This is a genomic window from Klebsiella sp. OBRC7 (assembly GCF_000293135.1).
Classification (GTDB): Bacteria; Pseudomonadota; Gammaproteobacteria; order Enterobacterales; family Enterobacteriaceae; genus Klebsiella; species Klebsiella michiganensis.
Window position 1 is genome coordinate 13,405 of the sequence record NZ_ALNJ01000050.1, and the last position, 22,563, is coordinate 35,967.

Consider the following 22,563-nt stretch of genomic DNA (forward strand, 5'->3'; position numbering starts at 1 on the left):
TATCACTCATTCCGTTTAGTCGTTTCAGTTCTGCGTTCTTTCCTGTGACCAGGCAACGTACAGACACGAGATGAAGGCCGTTAACAGGCATGGATGTTCCTGCCATACCATTCACAACATTAAGTTCGAGAATTACCCCGAGTTTAAGAACCCACACCATTATGAATCTTACCGAATTAAAGAATACGCCGGTTTCTGAGCTGATTACTCTCGGCGAAAATATGGGGCTGGAAAACCTGGCCCGTATGCGTAAGCAGGATATTATTTTTGCCATCCTCAAGCAGCATTCGAAGAGTGGCGAGGATATCTTTGGCGATGGCGTACTGGAGATACTGCAGGATGGATTTGGTTTCCTCCGTTCAGCAGACAGCTCCTACCTCGCCGGTCCCGACGACATCTACGTATCCCCCAGCCAAATCCGCCGCTTCAACCTCCGCACTGGTGACACCATTTCCGGTAAGATTCGTCCTCCTAAAGAGGGTGAGCGTTACTTTGCGTTGTTGAAAGTTAACGAAGTTAACTACGATAAGCCGGAAAACGCGCGTAACAAGATTCTGTTCGAGAACTTAACCCCTCTGCACGCAAATTCACGTCTGCGTATGGAACGTGGTAACGGCTCAACGGAAGACTTAACCGCTCGCGTCCTGGATCTGGCATCGCCGATCGGCCGCGGCCAGCGTGGTCTGATTGTTGCGCCGCCGAAGGCCGGTAAAACCATGCTGCTGCAGAATATCGCGCAGAGCATTGCGTACAACCATCCTGATTGCGTTCTGATGGTACTGCTGATCGACGAACGTCCGGAAGAAGTGACCGAGATGCAGCGTCTGGTTAAAGGTGAAGTTGTCGCTTCTACCTTTGACGAGCCGGCATCTCGCCACGTTCAGGTTGCCGAGATGGTTATCGAGAAAGCGAAGCGTCTGGTTGAGCATAAGAAAGACGTTATCATCCTTCTCGACTCCATTACCCGTCTGGCGCGTGCCTACAACACCGTTGTCCCGGCTTCCGGTAAAGTGTTGACCGGTGGTGTGGACGCCAACGCCCTGCATCGTCCGAAGCGTTTCTTCGGTGCCGCGCGTAACGTGGAAGAGGGCGGCAGCCTGACGATTATCGCTACGGCGCTGATCGATACCGGTTCTAAAATGGACGAAGTTATCTACGAAGAGTTTAAAGGCACCGGTAACATGGAGCTTCACCTCTCTCGTAAGATCGCAGAAAAACGCGTCTTCCCGGCTATCGACTACAACCGTTCCGGTACCCGTAAAGAAGAGCTGCTCACCACTCAGGAAGAGCTGCAGAAGATGTGGATCCTGCGTAAAATCATTCACCCGATGGGTGAGATCGACGCGATGGAATTCCTCATCAATAAACTGGCGATGACCAAAACTAACGATGACTTCTTCGACATGATGAAGCGCTCGTAAGCTAAAAACGCCAGAGAACGCCACGCTATTGCGTGGCGTTTTGTTTTCCGGGTTTGTATGATCCAGGAAGGGAAAACAAAATGGGTCTTAACGTATGATATGTGCAGGATGATGGCAGGCAGAGACGGCTTTAACAGTCTAAAATTTCTACAATAAATTTGTAATGTTCTGCTTTGCCCCTTCTGGAGTTGAGGCATCATCGTTATACTTCCCGGATTAACTATGCTGAGAGCACATGCGTTGTGAATTTACTCACTGCTATTACTGAATTAATCAGTATTTTCTTATTCACCACCCTGTTTATATTTATCGCTCGCAAGGCGGCAAAAAGAGTTGGGCTGGTGGATAAACCTAACTATCGCAAACGGCATCAGGGTTTGATTCCGTTAGTCGGTGGTATTTCAGTTTTCGCAGGTATTTGTTTTACGTTTGCTATCGCCGATTATTACATTCCCCACGCTCGGTTATACCTGGGATGTGCCGGGGTGCTCGTGCTGGTCGGTGCGCTGGACGACCGCTTTGATATCAGCGTAAAAATTCGCGCGGTTATTCAAGCCGCTATCGCCGTCATTATGATGATGGTGGGTAATCTTCATCTTAGTAGCCTGGGTTTTATATTCGGCTCATGGGAGCTGGTGCTCGGCCCCTTTGGCTTCTTCCTCACGCTGTTCGCCGTCTGGGCGGCGATCAACGCCTTCAATATGGTTGATGGTATCGATGGGCTGCTTGGCGGTCTGTCGTCAGTCTCTTTCGCGGCAACGGGCATTATCCTGTGGTTTGATGGCCAGTACAGCCTGGCGATGTGGTGTTTTGCGATGATCGCCGCCATTTTGCCCTATATTTTACTTAACCTCGGTGCGCTTGGTCGTCGCTATAAGGTCTTTATGGGTGATGCCGGCAGCACCATGATTGGCTTCACTATCATCTGGATCCTGCTGGAGACCACGCAGGGAAAAACGCATCCTATCAGCCCGGTCACGGCGCTGTGGATTATCGCTATTCCGTTGATGGATATGGTGGCGATTATGTACCGTCGCCTGCGCAAAGGGATGAGCCCATTCTCCCCGGACCGTCAGCATATTCATCATTTAATCATGCGCGCCGGGTTTACTTCCCGTCAGGCGTTTGTGCTGATCACCCTGGCCGCCGCGCTGCTGGCCCTGGTTGGCGTGGTGGCGGAATACACCCGCATTGTTCCTGAATGGGTGATGTTAATACTCTTTTTGTTAGCCTTTTTTCTTTATGGCTACTGCATTAAACGCGCCTGGAAAGTGGCGCGCATGGTTAAGCGCATTAGACGCAGAATACGGCGACACAGCGGCAATAATTCAAATTAACCAAGTCAATCTGGGGACGTGATGACTCAACCATTACCGGGAGCACAAACAGTGAACGTTGAGAACGAGCTGGATATTCGCGGGCTGTTTCGCGCCTTATGGGCCGGAAAAAGCTGGATAGCAGGTATCGCAGTGCTCTTTGCACTGATTGTTCTGGTTTATACCTTTTTTGCTCGTCAGGAGTGGAGCGCGACGGCGATTACCGACCGACCGACGGTGAACATGCTGGGGGGATACTATTCACAACAGCAGTTCTTACGCAATCTCGATATCAAGGCCAATCTCGTCTCTGTCGATCAGCCTTCGGTCATGGACGAAGCATATAAAGAGTTCATCATGCAGCAGGCTTCGTGGGATACCCGCCGCGACTTCTGGCTGCAAACGGACTACTACAAGCAGCGCCAGTCGGGTAACGCTCGCGCCGATGCCGCGCTGTTGGATGACCTGATTAACGATATCCAGTTCATGCCCGGCGATGCGCTAAAAAGCATCAACGATAGCGTGAAGCTGACGGCAGAAACCGCGCCTGATGCCAACAATCTGCTGCGCCAGTATGTGGCTTTCGCCAGCCAGCGTGCGGCAGGGCATCTGAATGATGAGCTCAAAGGCGCCTGGGCCGCGCGTACCGTACAGATGAAAGCGCAGGTGAAGCGCCAGGAAGAGGTGGCGCGAGAGATTTTCAATCGCCGCATGCACAGCGTGGAACAGGCGCTGAAAGTCGCGCAGCAGCACAACATCTCCCGCAGCGAAACCGATATTCCACCAGACCAGCTGCCGGATTCCGAGCTGTTTTTACTGGGGCGGCCAATGCTGCAGGCCCGGCTGGAAAATCTGCAGGCGGTGGGGCCGCAGTACGATCTTGATTATGATCAAAGCCGCGCCATGTTAACGACGCTGAACGTGGGGCCGACCCTGGATCCGCGTTTTCAGACTTACAGGTATTTGCGAACGCCTGAAGAACCGGTAAAACGCGATAGCCCGCGCCGCGTGTTTCTGATGGTGATGTGGGGGATTGTGGGCGCGCTCATCGGCGCAGGCGTTGCGTTATCGCGTCGCCGTGTCCAGTGAATGCGGCCTGTGGTGAAGGATATGTCGCCTTCATCGCCTAATCGAAGAGAATCGATGTGAAAGTACTAACGGTATTTGGCACGAGACCAGAAGCTATCAAGATGGCGCCTCTGGTTCATGCGCTGGCAAAGGATCCTCATTTTGAGGCGAAAGTTTGCGTGACCGCGCAGCATCGGGAGATGCTCGATCAGGTGTTGAAACTTTTTTCTATTGTTCCGGAATACGACCTCAACATTATGCAGCCGGGTCAGGGATTGACGGAGATTACCTGTCGCATCCTTGAAGGTTTAAAGCCGGTGCTGGAGTCGTTTAAGCCAGACGTGGTGCTGGTGCATGGCGATACCACCACGACGATGGCGGCAAGCCTGGCCGCTTTCTATCAGCGGATCCCGGTAGGACACGTGGAAGCCGGGCTGCGCACGGGCGATCTGAGCTCGCCATGGCCGGAAGAGGGGAACCGTACGTTGACCGGGCATCTGGCGACGTACCACTTTGCGCCGACCGAAACCTCAAGGCAGAACCTGCTGCGGGAAAATATCGCCGACAATCGGATTACGGTAACCGGTAATACGGTTATTGACGCGCTATTCTGGGTGCGCGACCGGGTTTTGAGCGATGAAGCCCTGCACAACGAGCTGACACAGCGTTATCCCTTCCTCGCCAACGGCAAGAAGATGATTCTGGTCACCGGACACCGTCGGGAAAGCTTTGGCCGCGGTTTCGAGCAAATCTGCCATGCGCTGGCGGAGATCGCCGCGAACAATCCGGACGTACAGATCGTCTATCCGGTGCATTTGAATCCGAACGTCAGCGAACCGGTGAAGCGCATTCTCGGCCACGTTGAGAACGTCATACTTATTGAGCCGCAGGATTATTTGCCGTTTGTCTGGCTGATGAACCGCGCGTGGTTGATCCTGACCGATTCCGGCGGTATCCAGGAAGAGGCGCCCTCGCTCGGGAAACCGGTGCTGGTGATGCGTGAAATGACTGAGCGCCCGGAGGCGGTCAGCGCGGGCACCGTGTGCCTGGTGGGTACCGATAGCCAGCGCATCGTCAATGAAGTCACGCGCCTGCTGCAAGATGAGTCCGCGTATCAGGCCATGAGCCGGGCGCATAACCCGTATGGCGATGGACATGCGTGTCATCGTATTTTGTCTGCACTTAAAAATAATCAGGTAACGCTATGAATTTTTCTACCATTTCAGTGATTGGCCTTGGATATATTGGCCTGCCAACCGCTGCCGCGTTCGCCTCCCGGCAAAAGCGGGTGGTCGGCGTTGATATCAATCAACACGCCGTGGAGACCATTAACCGTGGTGAAATTCATATCGTGGAGCCGGATCTGGCGAGCGTCGTAAAAACGGCGGTCGAACAGGGTTACCTGAGCGCCACTACCGCGCCGGTAGAAGCCGACGCTTACCTGATTGCGGTGCCGACGCCGTTTAAAGACCTGCATGAACCGGATATGGTTTTCGTCGAGTCGGCGGCGAAATCTATCGCACCGACGCTGAAGAAAGGGTCGCTGGTTATCCTTGAGTCCACCTCGCCGGTGGGTTCAACCGAGCAGATGGCGGGCTGGCTGGCGGAAATGCGCCCCGATCTGAGCTTCCCGCAGCAGGTTGGCGAAGCGGCGGACGTCAATATCGCCTACTGTCCGGAGCGCGTGTTGCCGGGGCAGGTGATGGTTGAGCTGATTAAAAACGATCGCGTGATTGGCGGCATGTCGCCGGTTTGCTCAGCCCGCGCCAGCGAGCTGTATAAAATTTTCCTCGAAGGCGAATGCGTGGTGACCAACTCGCGCACCGCCGAAATGTGCAAGCTGACTGAAAACAGCTTCCGCGACGTTAATATCGCTTTTGCCAATGAACTTTCGCTAATTTGCGCCGATCAGGGGATCAACGTCTGGGAACTGATTCGTCTGGCGAATCGCCATCCGCGCGTCAATATCCTCCAGCCGGGGCCGGGCGTTGGCGGCCACTGCATCGCGGTCGACCCGTGGTTTATCGTGGCGCAAAACCCGCAGCAGGCGCGGCTTATCCGGACCGCGCGTGAAGTTAACGACCACAAACCAGAATGGGTGATTGATCAGGTCAAAGCGCGGGTCGCCGACTGCCTCGCCGCCAGCAACAAACGCGCCAGCGAGGTAAAAATCGCCTGTTTTGGCCTCGCGTTTAAGCCGAATATTGATGACCTGCGCGAAAGCCCGGCCATGGCCATTGCCGCCCAGATCGCCCGTTGGCACGGCGGCGAAACCCTGGTCGTTGAGCCAAATATTCATCAGCTGCCGAAAAAGCTCGACGGACTGTGCGCTCTGGCGTCGCTGGACGAGGCGCTGGCGAGCGCCGATGTGCTGGTGATGCTGGTCGATCATAAAGAATTTAAAGCGGTTGGCGGGAATAGCGTTAGCCAGCAGTTTATCGTCGATACCAAAGGGGTGTGGCGGTGAGCACGATTCTGGTCACCGGCGGCGCCGGATTCATCGGTTCGGCGGTGGTGCGCGAAATCATTACCGCAACCAGCGATAACGTGGTGATTATTGATAAGCTGACCTACGCCGGGAATCTGATGTCGCTGGCGCCTGTCGCCGGGGATCCGCGTTTTGCTTTTGAACGGGTGGATATCTGCAATCGCGCCGAACTGGATCGGGTATTTCGCCATTATCAACCCGATACGGTGATGCATCTGGCTGCCGAAAGCCACGTCGACCGCTCTATTGATGGCCCGGCGGCGTTTATCGAAACCAACATTGTCGGTACCTATACGCTGCTGGAAGCTGCTCGTGCCTGGTGGAATACGCTGGCGAGCGATAAAAAATCCGCCTTTCGTTTCCACCACATCTCAACGGATGAGGTCTATGGCGATCTACACGACAGCGGCGCGTTTTTTACCGAAACAACGGCCTATGCGCCCAGCAGTCCCTATTCGGCCTCGAAAGCCAGCAGCGACCATCTGGTTCGCGCCTGGCAGAGGACCTACGGCTTGCCAGCGCTGGTCACTAACTGCTCGAATAACTATGGGCCGTATCATTTCCCGGAAAAACTGATCCCGCTGACCATCCTGAATGCGCTGGCGGGCAAACCGCTGCCGGTTTATGGCAACGGGCAGCAGATCCGCGACTGGCTGTTTGTTGAAGATCACGCCAGGGCGCTCTATCAGGTAGCAACGCGCGGTGAGCCGGGCGAAACTTACAATATTGGCGGCCATAATGAACGGAAGAATATCGAGGTGGTAGAAACCATTTGCGATCTGCTGGAAGAGCTGGCGCTGCACAAGCCGGATGGCCTGGCGTGCTATCGCGATCTCATCACTTTTGTTGCCGATCGTCCCGGCCATGACCTGCGCTATGCCATTGACGCGACGAAAATAGAGCGTGAGCTGGGCTGGACGCCGGATGAAACGTTTACCAGCGGGATGCGCAAAACCGTTGCGTGGTATCTGGCCAATGAATACTGGTGGCGGCAGGTGCTGGACGGCAGCTATCAGGGCGAACGCCTGGGGCTGCATGCCTGAGCGCTTGAGGGGGAAAAATGAAAGGCATTATTCTGGCAGGCGGATCGGGTACTCGCCTGCATCCGATCACGCGCGGCGTCTCAAAACAGCTGCTACCTATCTACGACAAGCCGATGATCTACTATCCGCTCTCGGTGCTGATGCTAGCCGGGATTCGCGAAGTGTTGATCATTACCACTCCGGATGACCAGCGAGATTTCCAACGACTGCTTGGTGATGGTTCGGAGTTCGGCGTGCAGCTAAGCTACGCTGCGCAGCCAAGCCCGGACGGGCTGGCGCAGGCTTTTATCATCGGTGAGGCGTTTCTCAACGGTGAACCATCATGTCTGGTGCTGGGTGATAACATCTTTTTCGGCCAGGGTTTTAGCCCGAAGCTGCGTAGCGTCGCGGCCCGCATGACCGGGGCGACGGTGTTCGGCTATCAGGTGATGGATCCGGAACGCTTTGGCGTGGTGGAGTTTGATGACGAATTCCGCGCCATTTCTCTGGAAGAGAAGCCCAGGCAGCCCAAGTCTAACTGGGCGGTAACCGGCCTCTATTTTTACGATGGTAAAGCGGCAGAGTACGCGAAGCGGGTTAAACCCTCACAGCGCGGTGAGCTGGAGATCACTTCCATCAATCAAATGTACCTCGACGATGGTGCACTGACGGTGGAGCTGCTGGGACGTGGTTTTGCCTGGCTGGACACCGGCACGCACGATAGCCTGATCGAGGCCAGCATGTTTGTGCAGACGGTGGAGAAGCGTCAGGGCTTTAAAATTGCTTGCCTGGAAGAAATCGCCTGGCGCAATGGCTGGCTGGATGACGACGGCGTGAAGCGAGCGGCGAAACGGCTGGAAAAAACCGGCTACGGCCAATACTTACTGGATTTGCTCCGTGCCCGCCCGCGCCAGTATTGAGCCCCTTGAGTGGGAAAACCGCTTCTTCGGCGTCAATAGCGCCATTCTCCGCTTTGGCGACGATGCGCCGCCGCTGACGGTGCAAGCGCTGGCGGGATGGTCGCGGGTGCAGGCGAAAGTCGCGGCGGATGATGCCGCGCGCCTGGATGCGCTGCAGGCATTAGGCTTCCGGCTGGTGGAGGGCGAGGTCGATCTTGCGCTTTCGCCCGCGGCTTCTGATGATATCGGCGCCGAGCCGGCGACTGAGGTGGATATCCCCCGGCTGCGCGAACTGGCGGCGCTGGCCTTTGCGCAGAGCCGTTTTCGCGCCCCCTGGTACGCCGATGATGCCAGCGGTCGTTTCTATGCCCAGTGGATTGAAAATGCGGTGCGCGGAACCTTCGATCACCAGTGTCTGGTGCTTCGCGCCCCTGACGGCGATATCCGCGCGTTTGTCTCCCTGCGCCAGCTCAGCGAGCGCGAGGCGAGGATTGGCCTGCTGGCCGGACGCGGCGCCGGAGCGGAATTAATGCAGGCGGCGCAGCGCTGGGCCGCGCTGCGCGAGCTGACGACACTGCGGGTGGCGACCCAGATGGGCAACACCGCCGCGCTTAAACGTTACATTCTTAGCGGTGCCAATGTCGAAAGCACCGCGTACTGGTTATACAGGTGACATGATGATTCCATTTAACGCGCCGCCGGTGGTGGGTACCGAGCTTGATTATATGCAGTCCGCGATGGGGAGCGGCAAGCTGTGCGGCGATGGCGGTTTTACCCGCCGCTGCCAGCAGTGGATGGAGCAGCGTTTCGGCACCGCGAAAGCGCTGCTGACGCCGTCCTGTACCGCTTCGCTGGAAATGGCGGCGTTGCTGCTGGATATTCAGCCGGGCGATGAAGTGATTATGCCGAGCTATACCTTCGTTTCCACCGCCAACGCCTTTGTGCTGCGCGGCGCGAAAATCGTCTTCGTTGATATTCGTCGCGATACCATGAATATCGATGAAACGCTGATTGAAGCGGCCATCACCGAGAAAACCCGCGCGATTGTACCGGTCCACTACGCCGGCGTGGCCTGCGAGATGGACACCATTATGGCTATCGCCAGCAAGCATAATCTGTTTGTGGTGGAGGATGCCGCTCAGGGCGTGATGTCGACCTATAAAGGCCGGGCGCTCGGCACTATCGGCCATATTGGCTGCTTCAGCTTCCATGAAACCAAAAACTACACCGCGGGCGGTGAAGGTGGCGCAACGCTGATTAACGATCGCACGCTGATAGAGCGCGCGGAGATCATTCGTGAAAAAGGCACCAACCGTAGCCAATTTTTCCGTGGCCTGGTGGATAAATATACCTGGCGCGATATCGGCTCCAGCTACCTGATGTCCGATTTACAGGCGGCCTATCTGTGGGCGCAGCTGGAAGCGGCGGAGCGGATTAACCAGCAGCGTCTGGCGCTGTGGCAGAACTACTACGACGCCCTGCTGCCGCTGGCGCGCGCCGGGCGTATCGATCTGCCCATCGTGCCTGCCGACTGTGGGCAAAATGCGCATATGTTCTATATCAAGCTGCGCGATATTGACGATCGCAGCAAGCTGATCGCCTGGCTGAAAGAGGCCGAAATTCTGGCGGTATTCCACTATATCCCGCTGCACAGCTGCCCGGCAGGGGAGAACTTCGGCGAGTTCCACGGGACGGATCGCTACACGACCCAGGAGAGCGAACGCCTGCTGCGCCTGCCGTTATTCTACAATTTGTCGAACGTTAACCAGCGCACGGTGATTAACTCGCTGCTGAGCTATTTCTCCTGATATGTCGCTGGCAAAAGCGTCTCTGTGGACTGCGGCGTCCACGCTGGTCAAAATCGGCGCCGGTCTGCTGGTGGTAAAACTGCTTGCCGTGTCGTTCGGCCCGGCTGGCGTGGGGCAGGCGGGTAACTTCCGCCAGCTGGTGACCGTGCTTGGCGTGCTGGCGGGGGCCGGGATATTCAACGGCGTCACGAAGCTGGTGGCGCAGCATCATGACGATCGCCGGCAGTTGAACAACGTCGTTGGCACCGCTTCAGCAATGGTACTCGGTTTCTCCACCCTGCTGGCGCTGATCTTCCTGGTGGCGGCCGCGCCAATAAGCCAGGGGCTATTCGGTCATCAACATTACCAGAATCTGGTACGGCTGGTGGCGCTGGTGCAGATGGGGATTGCCTGGGCGAATTTCCTGTTAGCGCTGATGAAAGGCTTTCGCGATGCGGCGGGTAATGCGTTGTCGCTTATCGCCGGGAGCCTGATTGGCGTGGCGGCGTACTATACCTGCTACCGTTTTGGCGGTTATCAGGGCGCATTGCTGGGGCTGGCGCTGGTGCCGGCGCTGGTGGTGGTGCCGGCGGCTATCGTACTGTGGCGTCGCGGCAATATTCCGCTAAGCGCGCTGCGCCCGCGCTGGGACAACGGCCTGGCGGGGCAGCTGTCGAAATTTACCCTGATGGCGCTGATTACCTCGGTGACGCTGCCGGTCGCCTACGTGATGATGCGTAACCTGCTGGCGGTCCACTATGGCTGGGACGCGGTGGGGATCTGGCAAGGGGTGAGCAGCATCTCCGACGCCTACTTGCAGTTTATTACCGCGTCATTTAGCGTTTATCTTTTACCAACGCTGTCCCGTCTGACGGCGAAAGCCGATATCACCCGCGAGATTGGTAAATCGTTAAAATTTGTCCTCCCGGCGGTGGCGGCAGCGAGCTTAACGGTGTGGCTGCTGCGTGATTTCGCTATCTGGCTACTTTTTTCCGACCGCTTTACGGCGATGCGCGATCTGTTTGCCTGGCAGCTGGTGGGCGATGTATTAAAGGTCGGGGCTTATGTTTATGGCTATCTGGTGATCGCCAAAGCCTCGCTGCGTTTTTATATTCTGACGGAAATCAGCCAGTTCACGCTGTTGACCGCATTCTCGCACTGGCTTATCCCGGCGCACGGCGCAATCGGCGCGGCGCAGGCGTATATGGCTACCTATATTGTTTATTTCGCCCTCTGCAGCGGCGTGTTTTTACTTTGGCGTAAACGGGCATGACAGCACTGATACATGTACTGGGATCGGATATCCCGCACCACAACCAGACCGTGCTGCGGTTCTTTAATGATGAGCTGGCCGTGGATGACGAACAGGCTCGCCTGTTTATGGTCGTCGGTGATGCGACAGAAATTTGCGCCGCTTATCCCGCACTCTCCATTCGCTGCTATCCGGGGAAAAAGTTGCTGGCAAAGGCGGTTATCGCGCTGGCAAAGGCGAACCGGCAGCAGCGCTTTTTCTTTCACGGCCAGTTTAATACTGGCCTGTGGCTGGCGTTGCTCAGCGGCGGGATCCGCCCGGCGCAGTTTAACTGGCATATCTGGGGAGCGGATCTGTACGAGAACTCCGCCAGCCTGAAGTTTCGCCTGTTTTATCCCCTGCGGCGCCTGGCGCAGGGCCGGGTAGGTCGCGTGTTTGCGACCCGGGGCGATCTGAGCTGGTTCGCCACCCGCCATTCTGGCGTAGCGGGAGAGCTACTCTACTTTCCGACCCGCATGGATCCGGCGCTGAATTCGCTCGCCGATAGCGCGCCGCGCGGCGACACGCTGACTATCCTGGTGGGTAATTCCGGCGACCGTAGCAACGAGCATATTGCGGCGCTGCGTGCGATTCGGCAGCAGTTTGGCGATACGGTTAACGTTGTCGTGCCTATGGGTTATCCGGCAAATAATGGCGACTACATCAACGAAGTCCGCGCGGCCGGCACGGCGCTGTTCAGCCCGCAGCATTTCCAGGTATTGAGCGACAAGCTGGCGTTTGATGACTACCTTGCCCTGCTGCGCCGCTGCGATCTTGGCTACTTCCTTTTTGCTCGCCAGCAGGGTATCGGCACGCTGTGCCTGCTGATTCAGGCGGGGATCCCCTGCGTGCTGAACCGGGAGAATCCCTTCTGGCAGGATATGTCGGAGCAGCATATTCCGGTACTCTTTACCAGCGATGCGCTGGACGTGAGCGTTGTGCGTGAAGCGCAGCGCCAGCTGGCCGGCGTGGATAAAAATCAAATCGCCTTTTTCCGGCCGAATTACCTGACGGGCTGGCGACGAGCGTTGCGAATTGCTGCGGGGGTGGACGCATGACATTAATGCAATTTAGCGGGCTGCTGCTGGTCTGGCTGCTGTCGACGCTCTTTATCGCCACCGCCACGTACTTTGAATTTCGTCGCGTACGCTTCAACTTCAACGTCTTTTTCTCGCTGCTGTATCTGCTGACATTTTTCTTTGGCTTCCCGCTGACCAGTATTCTGGTGTTCCGCTTTGACGTCGCGGTCGCCCCGCCGGAAATTCTGCTGCAAACCCTGCTGGTTTCCGTCTGCTTTTATGCGGTTTATTACGTGACTTATAAAACGCGGCTACGGTCGGCGACGCACGGTCATCCGCATCGTCAGCTGTTTACGATGAATCGCGTGGAGACCCACCTCACCTGGGGTATTTTGCTGGGGCTGGCGCTGCTTTGCGTCGGCATCTTCTTTGCGCATAACGGCTTCCTGTTATTCAAGCTCAACTCCTATAGCCAGATCTTCTCCAGCGAAGTCTCCGGCGTGGCGCTAAAGCGCTTCTTCTACTTTTTTATCCCGGCAATGCTGGTGGTCTATTTTCTGCGTCAGGATTATAAAGCGTGGATATTCTTCCTTGTCAGCACCGTCGCCTTTGGCCTGCTGACCTACGCCATCGTTGGCGGCACCCGGGCGAATATCATCATCGCGTTTGCCATCTTCCTGTTTATCGGCATCATTCGCGGCTGGATCAGCCTGTGGATGCTGGCGGCGGCGGGCGTGCTGGGCATCGTCGGTATGTTCTGGCTGGCCCTCAAGCGCTATGGCATGAACGTCAGCGGCGATGAGGCGTTTTATACTTTCCTCTATCTGACCCGTGACACCTTCTCGCCGTGGGAGAATCTGGCCCTGTTGCTGCAAAATTACGACAAGATTGAGTTCCAGGGGCTGGCGCCAATCATCCGGGATTTTTACGTCTTTATCCCCAGCTGGTTGTGGCACGGTCGTCCGACAATGGTGCTTAATACCGCGAACTATTTCACCTGGGAAGTATTGAATAATCATTCTGGTCTGGCGATTTCGCCGACCCTGATTGGCTCGCTGGTGGTGATGGGCGGCGTCTGGTTCGTCCCGCTGGGCGCGGTGGCGGTTGGGCTGATTATTAAATGGTTTGACTGGCTGTACGAGCTTGGCAACCGGGAAACGAACCGCTATAAAGCAGCGATTCTGCACAGTTTCTGTTTTGGCGCTATCTTCAACATGATCGTGCTGGCGCGTGAAGGGCTGGATTCATTTGGCTCTCGCGTGGTTTTTTTCCTCGTTATCTTTGGGATCTGCCTGCTGGCGGCAAAACTGCTGTACTGGTTCCTGGATAGCGTGGGGCTGATTCACCGGCGGGCCAAACCGCTGACGCAACCTCAAGTCTGATAAGGGTGTACATGACTGAGACCACATCCGCGCCGTTGTACCTGCTGAGAGGGCTACAACTCATTGGTTGGCGCGATATGCAACACGCTCTGGATTATCTGTACGCCGATGGTGAGATCCGCACGGGAACGCTGGTGGCGATTAATGCAGAGAAGATGCTGGCGGTAGAAGACAGCCCCGAGGTCCGGGCGCTGATTGAAGCGGCAGAATTCAAATACGCTGATGGCATCAGCGTAGTACGTTCACTACGTAAAAAATACCCTCAGGCTCAGGTGTCGCGCGTTGCTGGCGCCGATTTATGGGAAGCCCTGATGGCGCGCGCAGGCGTTCAGGGAACGCCGGTATTTTTGATCGGCGGCAAGCCTGAGGTGCTGGCGCAGACGGAGCAGCAGCTTCGCCAGCGCTGGAACGTGAATATCGTTGGGAGCCAGGATGGCTATTTTGCCGCTGACCAGCGTCAGGCGCTATTTGAACGTATCCGCGATAGCGGGGCGAAGATCGTCACGGTGGCGATGGGCTCGCCGCGTCAGGAGATCCTGATGCGCGACTGTCGGGACGTTTATCCGCAGGCGCTGTATATGGGCGTGGGTGGCACCTACGATGTTTTTACCGGCCACGTTCAGCGGGCGCCGAAGTTCTGGCAGGACCTGGGTCTGGAGTGGTTCTATCGCCTGGTTTCGCAGCCGAGCCGCATAAAAAGGCAGGCGCGCCTGCTGCGCTATTTACGCTGGCATTACACCGATAAGCTGTGACATTCCACTGCAAGCGGGCGGGTTTACCTGGGTATTCTGTGTAATGTTTTCACTTGCCTGATACTTTATTTGCCATTTCCCTCAAATTCATTAACCATTCGCATGCTTAAAACGCGACGGTCAGTTTACCGTCGCGCAGGCAGGGCTATTCATTCAATAAAAATAACCGGCATAGACACATCCCTGTTGGGATGCGCTTAAACCCGGAGCAGGGCAAACACAAGAGGCTATATGACTGAGAAAAAAGCGGAACTTCAGCGGGGACTGGAGGCGCGGCACATTGAGCTAATCGCTCTTGGTGGGACAATTGGTGTCGGGTTATTTATGGGCGCGGCCAGTACGCTGAAGTGGGCCGGACCTTCGGTTCTGCTGGCGTATATTATCGCCGGGCTCTTTGTCTTCTTTATTATGCGTTCGATGGGCGAAATGCTGTTCCTCGAACCGGTAACCGGATCGTTCGCCGTTTACGCCCACCGCTATATGAGCCCGTTTTTCGGCTATCTCACCGCATGGTCCTACTGGTTTATGTGGATGGCGGTCGGGATATCGGAAATTACGGCTATCGGGGTCTATGTCCAGTTCTGGTTCCCGGATATGGCGCAGTGGATTCCGGCGCTGATTGCCGTCGGGCTGGTGGCGCTGGCGAACCTCGCGGCGGTACGGCTGTACGGCGAAATTGAATTCTGGTTTGCCATGATTAAGGTCACCACCATTATTGTGATGATCGTGGTGGGGCTGGGCGTTATTTTCTTTGGCTTTGGCAACGGCGGGCACGCCATTGGCTTTGGCAATCTGACCGAGCACGGTGGCTTCTTCGCCGGCGGCTGGAAGGGCTTCCTGACGGCGTTGTGCATCGTGGTCGCGTCTTATCAGGGCGTCGAGCTTATCGGGATTACCGCCGGTGAAGCGAAGAACCCGCAGGTTACGCTGCGTAGCGCGGTTGGCAAGGTGCTGTGGCGAATCCTGATTTTCTATGTAGGGGCGATTTTTGTGATCGTCACTATTTTCCCGTGGGATCAAATTGGCTCCAACGGCAGTCCGTTCGTACTGACCTTTGCCAAAATCGGCATCACCGCGGCGGCGGGCATTATCAACTTTGTGGTGCTCACGGCGGCGCTTTCCGGCTGTAACAGCGGCATGTACAGCTGTGGACGCATGCTCTACGCGCTGGCAAAAAACCGTCAGCTGCCCGCGGCCATCGCCAAAGTCTCGCGCAACGGCGTGCCGTCAGCGGGCGTGGCGCTGTCGATCCTGATTCTGCTGGTCGGCTCGTGCCTGAACTACATTATCCCTAATCCACAGCGCGTTTTCGTCTACGTCTACAGCGCCAGCGTGCTGCCGGGGATGGTGCCGTGGTTCGTGATTCTGATTAGCCAGCTGCGTTTTCGTCTCGTGCATAAAGAAGCGATGGCCAGCCATCCGTTTCGCTCGCTGCTGTTCCCGTGGGCGAACTATTTGACCATGGCGTTCCTGATTTGCGTGCTGATAGGGATGGGATTTAACGAAGATACGCGTATGTCGCTCTTTGTCGGAATGATTTTCCTCGCCGCCGTGACGCTTATTTATAAGATATTTGGCCTTGGCCGACGTGGAAATGTTGATAATGTGGCGTAATAAGCAACAAAACGCACAAAGCATGAGCAAACAATAATTTTCTTTAAAAAGGCACTAGACAGCGGGGTAGGAAGTCCGTATTATCCGACCCCGCAACGGCGCTAAGCGCCCGTAGCTCAGCTGGATAGAGCGCTGCCCTCCGGAGGCAGAGGTCTCAGGTTCGAATCCTGTCGGGCGCACCATTTACCCGGTGCTGGAGCTGCGGTGGTTTCAATACCGCGTAAAAGATTTGCAGTGGTGGCTATAGCTCAGTTGGTAGAGCCCTGGATTGTGATTCCAGTTGTCGTGGGTTCGAATCCCATTAGCCACCCCATTATTTAGAAAGTTGTGATATTGCGAAGGTGGCGGAATTGGTAGACGCGCTAGCTTCAGGTGTTAGTGTCTTACGGACGTGGGGGTTCAAGTCCCCCCCCTCGCACCAATATTCTTACTCTTCCGTTTTATCCCATCAGCTTCAAATTCATTATTACCAGCATTATCCCACTGACCAGCGCCACGCATGATGGCAGCAGAACAAAGTGCCTTAGTTGACGGTGCCAAATCATCACCGCTGACATGAGCATTCCCAGCGTCAACAATCCGCGCCAGGCATCTACCGACAAATCGGCAAACCCGAGGACGGCAATCAGTACGCCAGGGATCAACACGCCCCATCCACTCCCTAAAGTCCGCTGCAACATGTTTTCGCCTCTCACAACGATAATGATAACCAATATCATATGATAATCTTTATCATTTGTCATCCGGGAAAAATAGCGCGTCCTTATTCTTTACGTTTGTGGTAATGACATACATTCATGAAGGTGATAAATTAAGCGGCAAAAAATAATATATTAAATTATCTGATTATTTCGTAAAAACCTTATTTTGCGCACTGTTTTTTATTATTCACTTCAAACTAACATCACATTGAATTTTAACGATTAATAATGACAACTCCGACATGACTGCACAATCCTGGCGCTCCCATTACGAGCAGAAATATCAGTATTCCTTACGGCTATTTTTACTGCTTAATTTAGTTTCATCCGTCTTATCCCTTGTCAGCCCGCTCTTTACCGTCATCACTTTTACATTACCCTGTTTTCTGATAGTTGCCTGCAGCACGGTCCTGCTGCTATGGCACTGTAAATTCTCTCAGCACAAAATAAATATTCCGGTTATTTCTCTGCTATTTGGCCTGCTTTGGGCGTGGCACGTTGCGCTAAAAGCAATAGTGATGGGGCCGCCGCATTTTAACTACCTGGTGATCGCCTTATTAAGCGTGTTATTTATTGGCACCATTGCTTTTTCCAGCAATATCATTGGCTTTACTTTGCACTCTTTACCCACATACCTCATCTGCCTGATTCTTGGCGGAGGAGAACAATGGCTGCGCATGTCCTGGTGCTTTCTGTTGCCTATTGCCGGTATCACCCTGCAAAGCCTTATTCAGAAACGCAGCGATGTATTCACTCAGGGACTCATGGATAAGCTGCTGAAGGAGCGCAATACCCTTAACGATCTCAGTATGTTGGACCCGCTTACCGGTTTGTATAATCGCCGGGGCTTACAAAACCGGCTGGACACCATTCTTTCTCTCGACAGCGCCGGGCATTACGTTCTGCTGCTGGACATTGATCATTTCAAAGCCTACAACGACCACTACGGGCATATGATGGGCGACCAGGCATTGATTCAGGTCTCCGCCGCCATTCGTAACGCCGTGCGCTCGCGCGACATCGTTGCCCGCTTTGGCGGCGAGGAGTTTATGGTGCTGTTGACCAGCAGCAGTGCGGAGAACGCCCTTCAGGCCGCAGAGCGAATCCGCCAGCGGGTCTACGATCTGAAAATCCCGCATATGTTTAATGAAAGCGTCGCCACCAACGTGACCATCAGTATCGGCATGACGCCGCTGGTGGATGCGGATATCGACAGCGCGCTGAAACGGGCGGACAACGCGCTCTACGAAGCCAAAAATATGGGACGTAACATTATTCTCGCCAGCTAGGCCTTTACCGCGCGGCAGGCGTCGCCGCGCGGACAAATCTCTTGCCAAGCCGGTGTCGCGGCATTAGTATCAGAAATCATTATCATTTAGATTTGTATCTTGCACCCGATGGCTTACCGTTCACTCGCATTCAACAATGAGATCATCTGGCGGGCTCCGCTCCCTTCGGCTGAGCGTGAACTGGCGAACGCAATACGGGACAACATTACCGCGTTACGTCCGCATTTGCTGGATTTTATCCGTCTGAATGAAGAAGCCCCTCATCATGCCCTCACCCTGGCTGAGTGGTCGCAGCCTGCGACGCTGAGTTCGTTAATCGCGACCTGGTCTGACCATATTTATCGTAACCAGCCCGGGCAAGCCCGTGAGCAAAAACCGCTGCTATCCCTCTGGGCACAATGGTACATCGGTTTACTGGTGCCCCCTTTAATGCTGGCGCTGTTGAGTGAAGAACGCGCCGTTAGCCTGGCGCCGCAGCATTTTCGCGTCGAGTTTCATGAAACAGGCCGTGCCGCCTGTTTCTGGATCGATATCCATTCAGCAGGTACTTCCCCGGCAGAATCCGCGCAGTCCCGGATGGAAAAGCTGGTCACTACCGCTTTGCAACCCGTGGTACAGGCGCTTGAAGCCACTGGCGATATCAATGGCAAACTTATCTGGAGCAATACGGGTTATTTGATTAACTGGTATCTCGGGGAAATGAGAACCCTGGTCGGAGATGAAAAAGTGGCCGCGCTGCGTCAGCTCTTCTTCTTCAACAAACAGCTATCAGGCGGTGAGGATAACCCGCTGTGGCGTACGGTGGTTTTACGTGAAGGGCAGCTCGTGCGCCGTACCTGCTGCCAGCGCTATCGCCTGCCGGACGTACAGCAGTGCGGGGACTGTACGCTGAAATAATCGATGGTGAAAACAAACGGGCGGCTATTCAGCCGCCCGTTTGTTTTTATGCCGTCTGCTGGGTCTCTTCCGCCATGCGCTGCGCCTCTTCAGCCTCCTGCGCGAGCAGCTGTTTCTCGTAAACCTTGAAGAATGGGAAGTAGATAATCGCCGAAACGCAGGCCAGGACAACCACCAGAATCGCCGCCCGGAAATCCCACCCCAGCGCCCACGCGCCGCCAATCGGCGCCGGAGCAGTCCACGGAACAACCGAAATCACCCGGCCGATAAGATCCAGCTTCATTGCCGCCCAGGCCAGTACGGCATTAACCATCGGCGCCAGCAGGAAGGGAATAAAGAACACCGGGTTCATCACGATAGGGGTGCCAAAAATAACCGGCTCGTTGATGTTAAACAGGCTTGGCACCACGCTCAGACGGCCAATCGAACGCAGATGCGCGGAGCGGCTGCGCAGATAGCAGAATACCAGCCCCATCGTCGCCCCTGAACCGCCAATCACAATAAAGAATGTCCAGAACGCTTCCATAAAGATATGCGGCAGCGGAGCCCCCTGAGCCAGGGCCTGCTGGTTCATGCCGAGGTTAGTGAGCCAGAACATTTGCAGCATGCCGGAAACAATGGCCGCACCGTGGATCCCCGCAAACCACAGCAGGTGGCCCACCAGGACCGCCAGTAAAATTGCGGGTAAGGAGTCCGCGGCGGAAACCAGCGGCTTAAAGATAGCCATAATCGCCTGAGGGATCAGCATATCAAAATGATGCTGAATAAGCAGGCTCAGGGGATACAGCGTCAGGACGACAACCAGTACCGGGATCAGCAGATCAAACGAGTTTTTGATCATCGGCGGCACCTGATCCGGCAGGCGAATACCAATATTATGCGCCTTCAGGAAGCGCATCATTTCAACGCAGTAGACCGCCACCAGAATCGCCGTAAATATCCCGGTTCCTCCCAGGCTATCTACCGGCAGGTTGCCGTTCGTTTTTGGCGCCGCCACCAGCAGGAAGGCCATGATCGACAGCATGGCGCACATAAAGGGGTCGAGCTGATTGGTTTTTTCGTAATGCTTGCCGAGGTTATAGGCGATCGCGGCGCAAATGTAGATCGACATAATGCCCATCGTCATATCAAACGGCGTCAGAATTCGCCCTTCAAACTCTTTTGCCAGATCCAGCCAGGCGCGGGCAAATCCCCATGTGGTATCCGGTGAAAACGGCGGATAAGCGAATACCAGTAGAAAAGAGCCGACAATCATAAACGGCATGGCGGAGATAAAACCGTCGCGGATTGCCATAACGTGGCGCTGAGACGAGATGCGTCCGGCGACAGGGCTGATGTAATTTTCTACGAAGCGAAATATCAGATTAAATGCAGCATGGTTAGCAGACATAGCAGCCCTCCTGACAGGCTAGATGAAAAGGCCCAACAACGATTATCTTGCCGTTATGATGAACCCGCTTCGGCGAAGGGGTTACCCAATCGGATAACCTGCTTGCCCGACTGCTCAACCAGGTTCGATTCATCTTCGGCTCTTTGTTATAGGTGACGCTGGGAAGTTACCTTGTCAGTATTCCTGTCTCCGTGAATAACCGCAACCGGTTACAGTAACCGGTTGCGGCGAATGTGAAGGAGATCCAGAAATTAAAAAGAATCTTGATTCTCTACCATGGATATTTACACTTTGCGAAGCTTGTGACAGATTTTTAACAAGCCTTAATCAGGAGATTCCAATGAGTCTGCAGTCCGTGCGGCAGTTTTTTACTGACCACGCCCCCGATATCGAAATCATCGAACTTACTCAGAGCACGGCCACGGTAGCGTTAGCCGCTGCGGCGCATAACGTTGAACCCGGGCAAATCGCCAAGACCCTGTCTTTAAAAATAAAAGAAAGGGTTGTTCTCGTTGTCGCGAAAGGCGATGCACGCCTGGATAATAAAAAGCTAAAGGAAGCCTTTGGCGCCAAAGCGCGCATGCTAACCAGCGATGAGGTTATTACGCTGACGGGACATCCCATTGGCGGCGTCTGCCCATTTGGTCTGGAAGTTCCGCTGGCTGTGTACTGCGATATCTCACTGAGGCAGTACCCGGAAGTGCTGCCAGCAGCAGGTTCAATATATAGCGCCGTTCGCATTTCACCCGAGCGGCTGGCGCAGTTGACTGATGCTAAATGGATTGACGTTTGTCTGTAACAAACCATTGACGCTACTGAGCAAGGCGCATCACCGTGGCATCATCATTATTCGCCGACAGGCGCATGAGTATGTCTGCCGCGCTCAGTAGCCCCATATCAGAACTGACGCCGAGCTTGGTCATGGCGTTAAACTTATGGGCCCGAATCGTTTTGATATTTCGTTCCAGCTGCGTCGCTATTTCCGGCAACGAGTAGCCATAAGACATATATCGCAGGATGGTATGTTCCGTTGGGCTCAAAAGTTGGCTATAGATACTCTGCTTTTGGCTTAACGAGCTCTCATTCGCCGGATAGCTACGATCGAGAAGCTGAAGCAAGCACTCCTGCAGCTGTAGCCGACAGGCCGATTTATTCAAAATACCGTGTAAGCGAGAAGGCGTCAGATGACTAACCAAACGCATTTCCGCTTCATCATTGGCTAAGATAATTCTTTGCGTATCGGGACAATAACGCGCGATCTCATGGAGAAAAAGTAAGCTTTCAAGTCGGGATCTGCGGTTACCTGAAAGTGAAAAAATAATCGCAGAAAAATCTTTAGCCTGAAACTCCCGTTTTAATACCATCGTATCTTTAAAGAACTGAATACGATAATTCTTACCACTTTCATTAATAAATATGTGGCGAAGCGCCACTTCTGTCATCGCACATTTCTCTACGATAGCGACATATCTTGTTGTGAGGTCTTTTTCCATTCTGTTTGATCTCCATAGGCTGAATAAATATTCAGCTCCTTCATTCCCTGTGCACTATTAATCCAGGCATACATCTCAGCATTACTACGCAGAGATAAGCGGCGCATAGCACTATTTTTCTGCGCACTTATGGTTTTATTGCTCTTCTTCAATAAAGCAGCAATTTGATTGATTCCCCATCCTTTTGCGAGAAGCCTCAACACTTTACGCTCAGAAAGAGTCAGAATAACCAGATTTTGCGGTTCTTCATCGATGCGTTCTACCTCAGGAGAGAACAACGTCTGGCTAATCCGTTCAGCGGCAAGCCCTCCCGCGCGCACAACCTCAATGAGACGTTTTACCGGCTCACTGTCCGAAATTAATGTACTTTCAGGACGCATTAATAATTGAACAGCTAACGGAAAACAGGCGTTTCCTACCATAAAGACCCAGTGTATATCCCTGTATTGAGTCATTAAAGAGTAGTAATGTTCGCAAATATTTCTTGGATGCTCTATTTCACCGGACAGATCTGCAATGACTAACACCGCACGACGCAGCTGCAGCAGGGTTAGCTCATCCTGAGAACGACAAAAACTCAATTCATAATCAGGGAGATGCTCCCCAACGATGGCTTTTAAGCCGGACTGCATAACCGGTATTCTGCTGATAATAATGCCGAACTTACCTTGTCCTGGTAACATAAACCCTCCGCTTCCTGTCGAAGACTCACCGCCGGCGGAAAAACAATCGGA

At 54.5% G+C, this 22,563-nt stretch carries 21 protein-coding genes and 3 tRNA genes; 20 read left to right on the top strand and 4 right to left on the bottom strand.

The genetic code is table 11. The features are described from left to right. The first annotated feature begins 161 nt into the window (after positions 1-161). The 17 genes from rho to HMPREF1144_RS11390 all read left to right on the top strand — a co-directional run bounded on the left by rho (position 162) and on the right by HMPREF1144_RS11390 (position 16,480). Positions 162-1,421, top strand: coding sequence for a transcription termination factor Rho (gene rho, locus HMPREF1144_RS11310; RefSeq protein ID WP_002883293.1), 1,260 nt, complete (start codon positions 162-164; stop codon positions 1,419-1,421). A 242-nt stretch (positions 1,422-1,663) separates the two neighbouring features. Then, positions 1,664-2,758, top strand: coding sequence for a UDP-N-acetylglucosamine--undecaprenyl-phosphate N-acetylglucosaminephosphotransferase (wecA, locus tag HMPREF1144_RS11315; protein WP_009652819.1), 1,095 nt, complete (start codon positions 1,664-1,666; stop codon positions 2,756-2,758). 21 nt (positions 2,759-2,779) lie between these two features. Continuing rightward, entirely contained in the window at positions 2,780-3,826 is a 1,047-nt protein-coding gene (wzzE, locus tag HMPREF1144_RS11320; protein WP_014227454.1) for an ECA polysaccharide chain length modulation protein, read from the top strand. A gap of 56 nt (positions 3,827-3,882) precedes the next feature. Beyond that, positions 3,883-5,013 (top strand): non-hydrolyzing UDP-N-acetylglucosamine 2-epimerase, encoded by a 1,131-nt coding sequence (wecB, locus tag HMPREF1144_RS11325; RefSeq protein WP_004097518.1) that lies wholly within the window; start codon positions 3,883-3,885, stop codon positions 5,011-5,013. Then, on the top strand, positions 5,010-6,272 hold the full coding sequence (wecC, locus tag HMPREF1144_RS11330; RefSeq protein WP_004097520.1) for a UDP-N-acetyl-D-mannosamine dehydrogenase: 1,263 nt from the start codon (positions 5,010-5,012) through the stop codon (positions 6,270-6,272). The genes wecB and wecC overlap by 4 nt, the downstream gene beginning before the upstream one ends. Then, complete coding sequence (gene rffG, locus HMPREF1144_RS11335; protein ID WP_009652852.1) at positions 6,269-7,336, top strand: dTDP-glucose 4,6-dehydratase; 1,068 nt, start codon at positions 6,269-6,271, stop codon at positions 7,334-7,336. Before wecC ends, rffG begins: the two co-directional genes overlap by 4 nt. 17 nt (positions 7,337-7,353) lie before the next feature. Beyond that, positions 7,354-8,235, top strand: a complete 882-nt coding sequence (gene rfbA, locus HMPREF1144_RS11340) for a glucose-1-phosphate thymidylyltransferase RfbA (protein ID WP_004097524.1) — start codon at positions 7,354-7,356, stop codon at positions 8,233-8,235. Beyond that, the gene (rffC, locus tag HMPREF1144_RS11345) at positions 8,213-8,887 is read left to right on the top strand and encodes a dTDP-4-amino-4,6-dideoxy-D-galactose acyltransferase (protein WP_004097525.1); all 675 of its coding nucleotides are present in this window, start codon (positions 8,213-8,215) and stop codon (positions 8,885-8,887) included. The genes rfbA and rffC overlap by 23 nt, the downstream gene beginning before the upstream one ends. A gap of 4 nt (positions 8,888-8,891) precedes the next feature. After that, entirely contained in the window at positions 8,892-10,022 is a 1,131-nt protein-coding gene (rffA, locus tag HMPREF1144_RS11350) for a dTDP-4-amino-4,6-dideoxygalactose transaminase (RefSeq protein ID WP_004097526.1), read from the top strand. Between the two features lies 1 nt (position 10,023). Then, a complete protein-coding gene (gene wzxE, locus HMPREF1144_RS11355) occupies positions 10,024-11,274 on the top strand; it encodes a lipid III flippase WzxE (protein ID WP_004097527.1) in 1,251 nt (416 codons plus the stop codon). Continuing rightward, a complete protein-coding gene (locus HMPREF1144_RS11360) occupies positions 11,271-12,350 on the top strand; it encodes a TDP-N-acetylfucosamine:lipid II N-acetylfucosaminyltransferase (protein ID WP_004097528.1) in 1,080 nt (359 codons plus the stop codon). Before wzxE ends, HMPREF1144_RS11360 begins: the two co-directional genes overlap by 4 nt. After that, complete coding sequence (wzyE, locus tag HMPREF1144_RS11365; protein WP_042927556.1) at positions 12,347-13,693, top strand: ECA oligosaccharide polymerase; 1,347 nt, start codon at positions 12,347-12,349, stop codon at positions 13,691-13,693. Before HMPREF1144_RS11360 ends, wzyE begins: the two co-directional genes overlap by 4 nt. An 11-nt stretch (positions 13,694-13,704) precedes the next feature. Continuing rightward, positions 13,705-14,445, top strand: a complete 741-nt coding sequence (gene wecG / locus HMPREF1144_RS11370; RefSeq protein ID WP_004097530.1) for a lipopolysaccharide N-acetylmannosaminouronosyltransferase — start codon at positions 13,705-13,707, stop codon at positions 14,443-14,445. 231 nt (positions 14,446-14,676) lie between these two features. Beyond that, positions 14,677-16,059, top strand: coding sequence for a bifunctional threonine/serine APC transporter ThrP (thrP, locus tag HMPREF1144_RS11375; protein WP_009652865.1), 1,383 nt, complete (start codon positions 14,677-14,679; stop codon positions 16,057-16,059). 105 nt (positions 16,060-16,164) lie between these two features. Next, positions 16,165-16,241, top strand: a tRNA-Arg gene (locus tag HMPREF1144_RS11380). 55 nt (positions 16,242-16,296) lie between these two features. Then, a tRNA-His gene (locus tag HMPREF1144_RS11385) sits at positions 16,297-16,372 on the top strand. A 22-nt stretch (positions 16,373-16,394) separates the two neighbouring features. Beyond that, a tRNA-Leu gene (locus HMPREF1144_RS11390) sits at positions 16,395-16,480 on the top strand. Between the two features lie 19 nt (positions 16,481-16,499). Here the strand turns inward: HMPREF1144_RS11390 and HMPREF1144_RS11395 are convergent. After that, entirely contained in the window at positions 16,500-16,739 is a 240-nt protein-coding gene (locus HMPREF1144_RS11395; RefSeq protein ID WP_004098380.1) for a DUF1435 domain-containing protein, read from the bottom strand. Between the two features lie 263 nt (positions 16,740-17,002). Between HMPREF1144_RS11395 and HMPREF1144_RS11400 the strand changes: the two genes are divergently transcribed. Both HMPREF1144_RS11400 and fhuF read left to right on the top strand, forming a co-directional pair. Continuing rightward, positions 17,003-18,049, top strand: coding sequence for a GGDEF domain-containing protein (locus HMPREF1144_RS11400; protein ID WP_004098379.1), 1,047 nt, complete (start codon positions 17,003-17,005; stop codon positions 18,047-18,049). Between the two features lie 108 nt (positions 18,050-18,157). After that, complete coding sequence (gene fhuF / locus HMPREF1144_RS11405) at positions 18,158-18,946, top strand: siderophore-iron reductase FhuF (RefSeq protein ID WP_009652838.1); 789 nt, start codon at positions 18,158-18,160, stop codon at positions 18,944-18,946. A gap of 46 nt (positions 18,947-18,992) precedes the next feature. On the opposite strand, the gene HMPREF1144_RS11410 is transcribed toward fhuF, so the two are convergent. Beyond that, entirely contained in the window at positions 18,993-20,336 is a 1,344-nt protein-coding gene (locus tag HMPREF1144_RS11410) for a PTS cellobiose transporter subunit IIC (protein WP_004098377.1), read from the bottom strand. Positions 20,337-20,676: 340 nt separating this feature from the next. Here HMPREF1144_RS11410 and HMPREF1144_RS11415 point away from each other — a divergent pair, with 340 nt between their 5' ends. Further along, the gene (locus HMPREF1144_RS11415) at positions 20,677-21,135 is read left to right on the top strand and encodes a YbaK/EbsC family protein (RefSeq protein ID WP_004098375.1); all 459 of its coding nucleotides are present in this window, start codon (positions 20,677-20,679) and stop codon (positions 21,133-21,135) included. A 13-nt stretch (positions 21,136-21,148) separates the two neighbouring features. On the opposite strand, the gene bglJ is transcribed toward HMPREF1144_RS11415, so the two are convergent. Both bglJ and HMPREF1144_RS11425 read right to left on the bottom strand, forming a co-directional pair. Further along, positions 21,149-21,829, bottom strand: coding sequence for a DNA-binding transcriptional activator BglJ (gene bglJ / locus HMPREF1144_RS11420; protein ID WP_004098373.1), 681 nt, complete (start codon positions 21,827-21,829; stop codon positions 21,149-21,151). Then, entirely contained in the window at positions 21,790-22,512 is a 723-nt protein-coding gene (locus HMPREF1144_RS11425) for a helix-turn-helix transcriptional regulator (protein WP_004098371.1), read from the bottom strand. The genes bglJ and HMPREF1144_RS11425 overlap by 40 nt, the downstream gene beginning before the upstream one ends. Positions 22,513-22,563: the final 51 nt, after the last annotated feature.

Coding starts and splice junctions, on each gene's coding strand:
- HMPREF1144_RS11395 (WP_004098380.1), bottom strand. CDS start 16,739: ATGTTGCAGCGGACTTTAGGGAGTGGATGGGGCGTGTTGATCCCTGGC.
- wzxE (WP_004097527.1), top strand. CDS start 10,024: ATGTCGCTGGCAAAAGCGTCTCTGTGGACTGCGGCGTCCACGCTGGTC.
- HMPREF1144_RS11410 (WP_004098377.1), bottom strand. CDS start 20,336: ATGTCTGCTAACCATGCTGCATTTAATCTGATATTTCGCTTCGTAGAA.
- wecC (WP_004097520.1), top strand. CDS start 5,010: ATGAATTTTTCTACCATTTCAGTGATTGGCCTTGGATATATTGGCCTG.
- HMPREF1144_RS11400 (WP_004098379.1), top strand. CDS start 17,003: ATGACTGCACAATCCTGGCGCTCCCATTACGAGCAGAAATATCAGTAT.
- HMPREF1144_RS11415 (WP_004098375.1), top strand. CDS start 20,677: ATGAGTCTGCAGTCCGTGCGGCAGTTTTTTACTGACCACGCCCCCGAT.
- wzzE (WP_014227454.1), top strand. CDS start 2,780: ATGACTCAACCATTACCGGGAGCACAAACAGTGAACGTTGAGAACGAG.
- rfbA (WP_004097524.1), top strand. CDS start 7,354: ATGAAAGGCATTATTCTGGCAGGCGGATCGGGTACTCGCCTGCATCCG.
- bglJ (WP_004098373.1), bottom strand. CDS start 21,829: ATGGAAAAAGACCTCACAACAAGATATGTCGCTATCGTAGAGAAATGT.
- HMPREF1144_RS11425 (WP_004098371.1), bottom strand. CDS start 22,512: ATGTTACCAGGACAAGGTAAGTTCGGCATTATTATCAGCAGAATACCG.
- rho (WP_002883293.1), top strand. CDS start 162: ATGAATCTTACCGAATTAAAGAATACGCCGGTTTCTGAGCTGATTACT.
- wzyE (WP_042927556.1), top strand. CDS start 12,347: ATGACATTAATGCAATTTAGCGGGCTGCTGCTGGTCTGGCTGCTGTCG.
- fhuF (WP_009652838.1), top strand. CDS start 18,158: ATGGCTTACCGTTCACTCGCATTCAACAATGAGATCATCTGGCGGGCT.
- HMPREF1144_RS11360 (WP_004097528.1), top strand. CDS start 11,271: ATGACAGCACTGATACATGTACTGGGATCGGATATCCCGCACCACAAC.
- wecG (WP_004097530.1), top strand. CDS start 13,705: ATGACTGAGACCACATCCGCGCCGTTGTACCTGCTGAGAGGGCTACAA.
- rffA (WP_004097526.1), top strand. CDS start 8,892: ATGATTCCATTTAACGCGCCGCCGGTGGTGGGTACCGAGCTTGATTAT.
- thrP (WP_009652865.1), top strand. CDS start 14,677: ATGACTGAGAAAAAAGCGGAACTTCAGCGGGGACTGGAGGCGCGGCAC.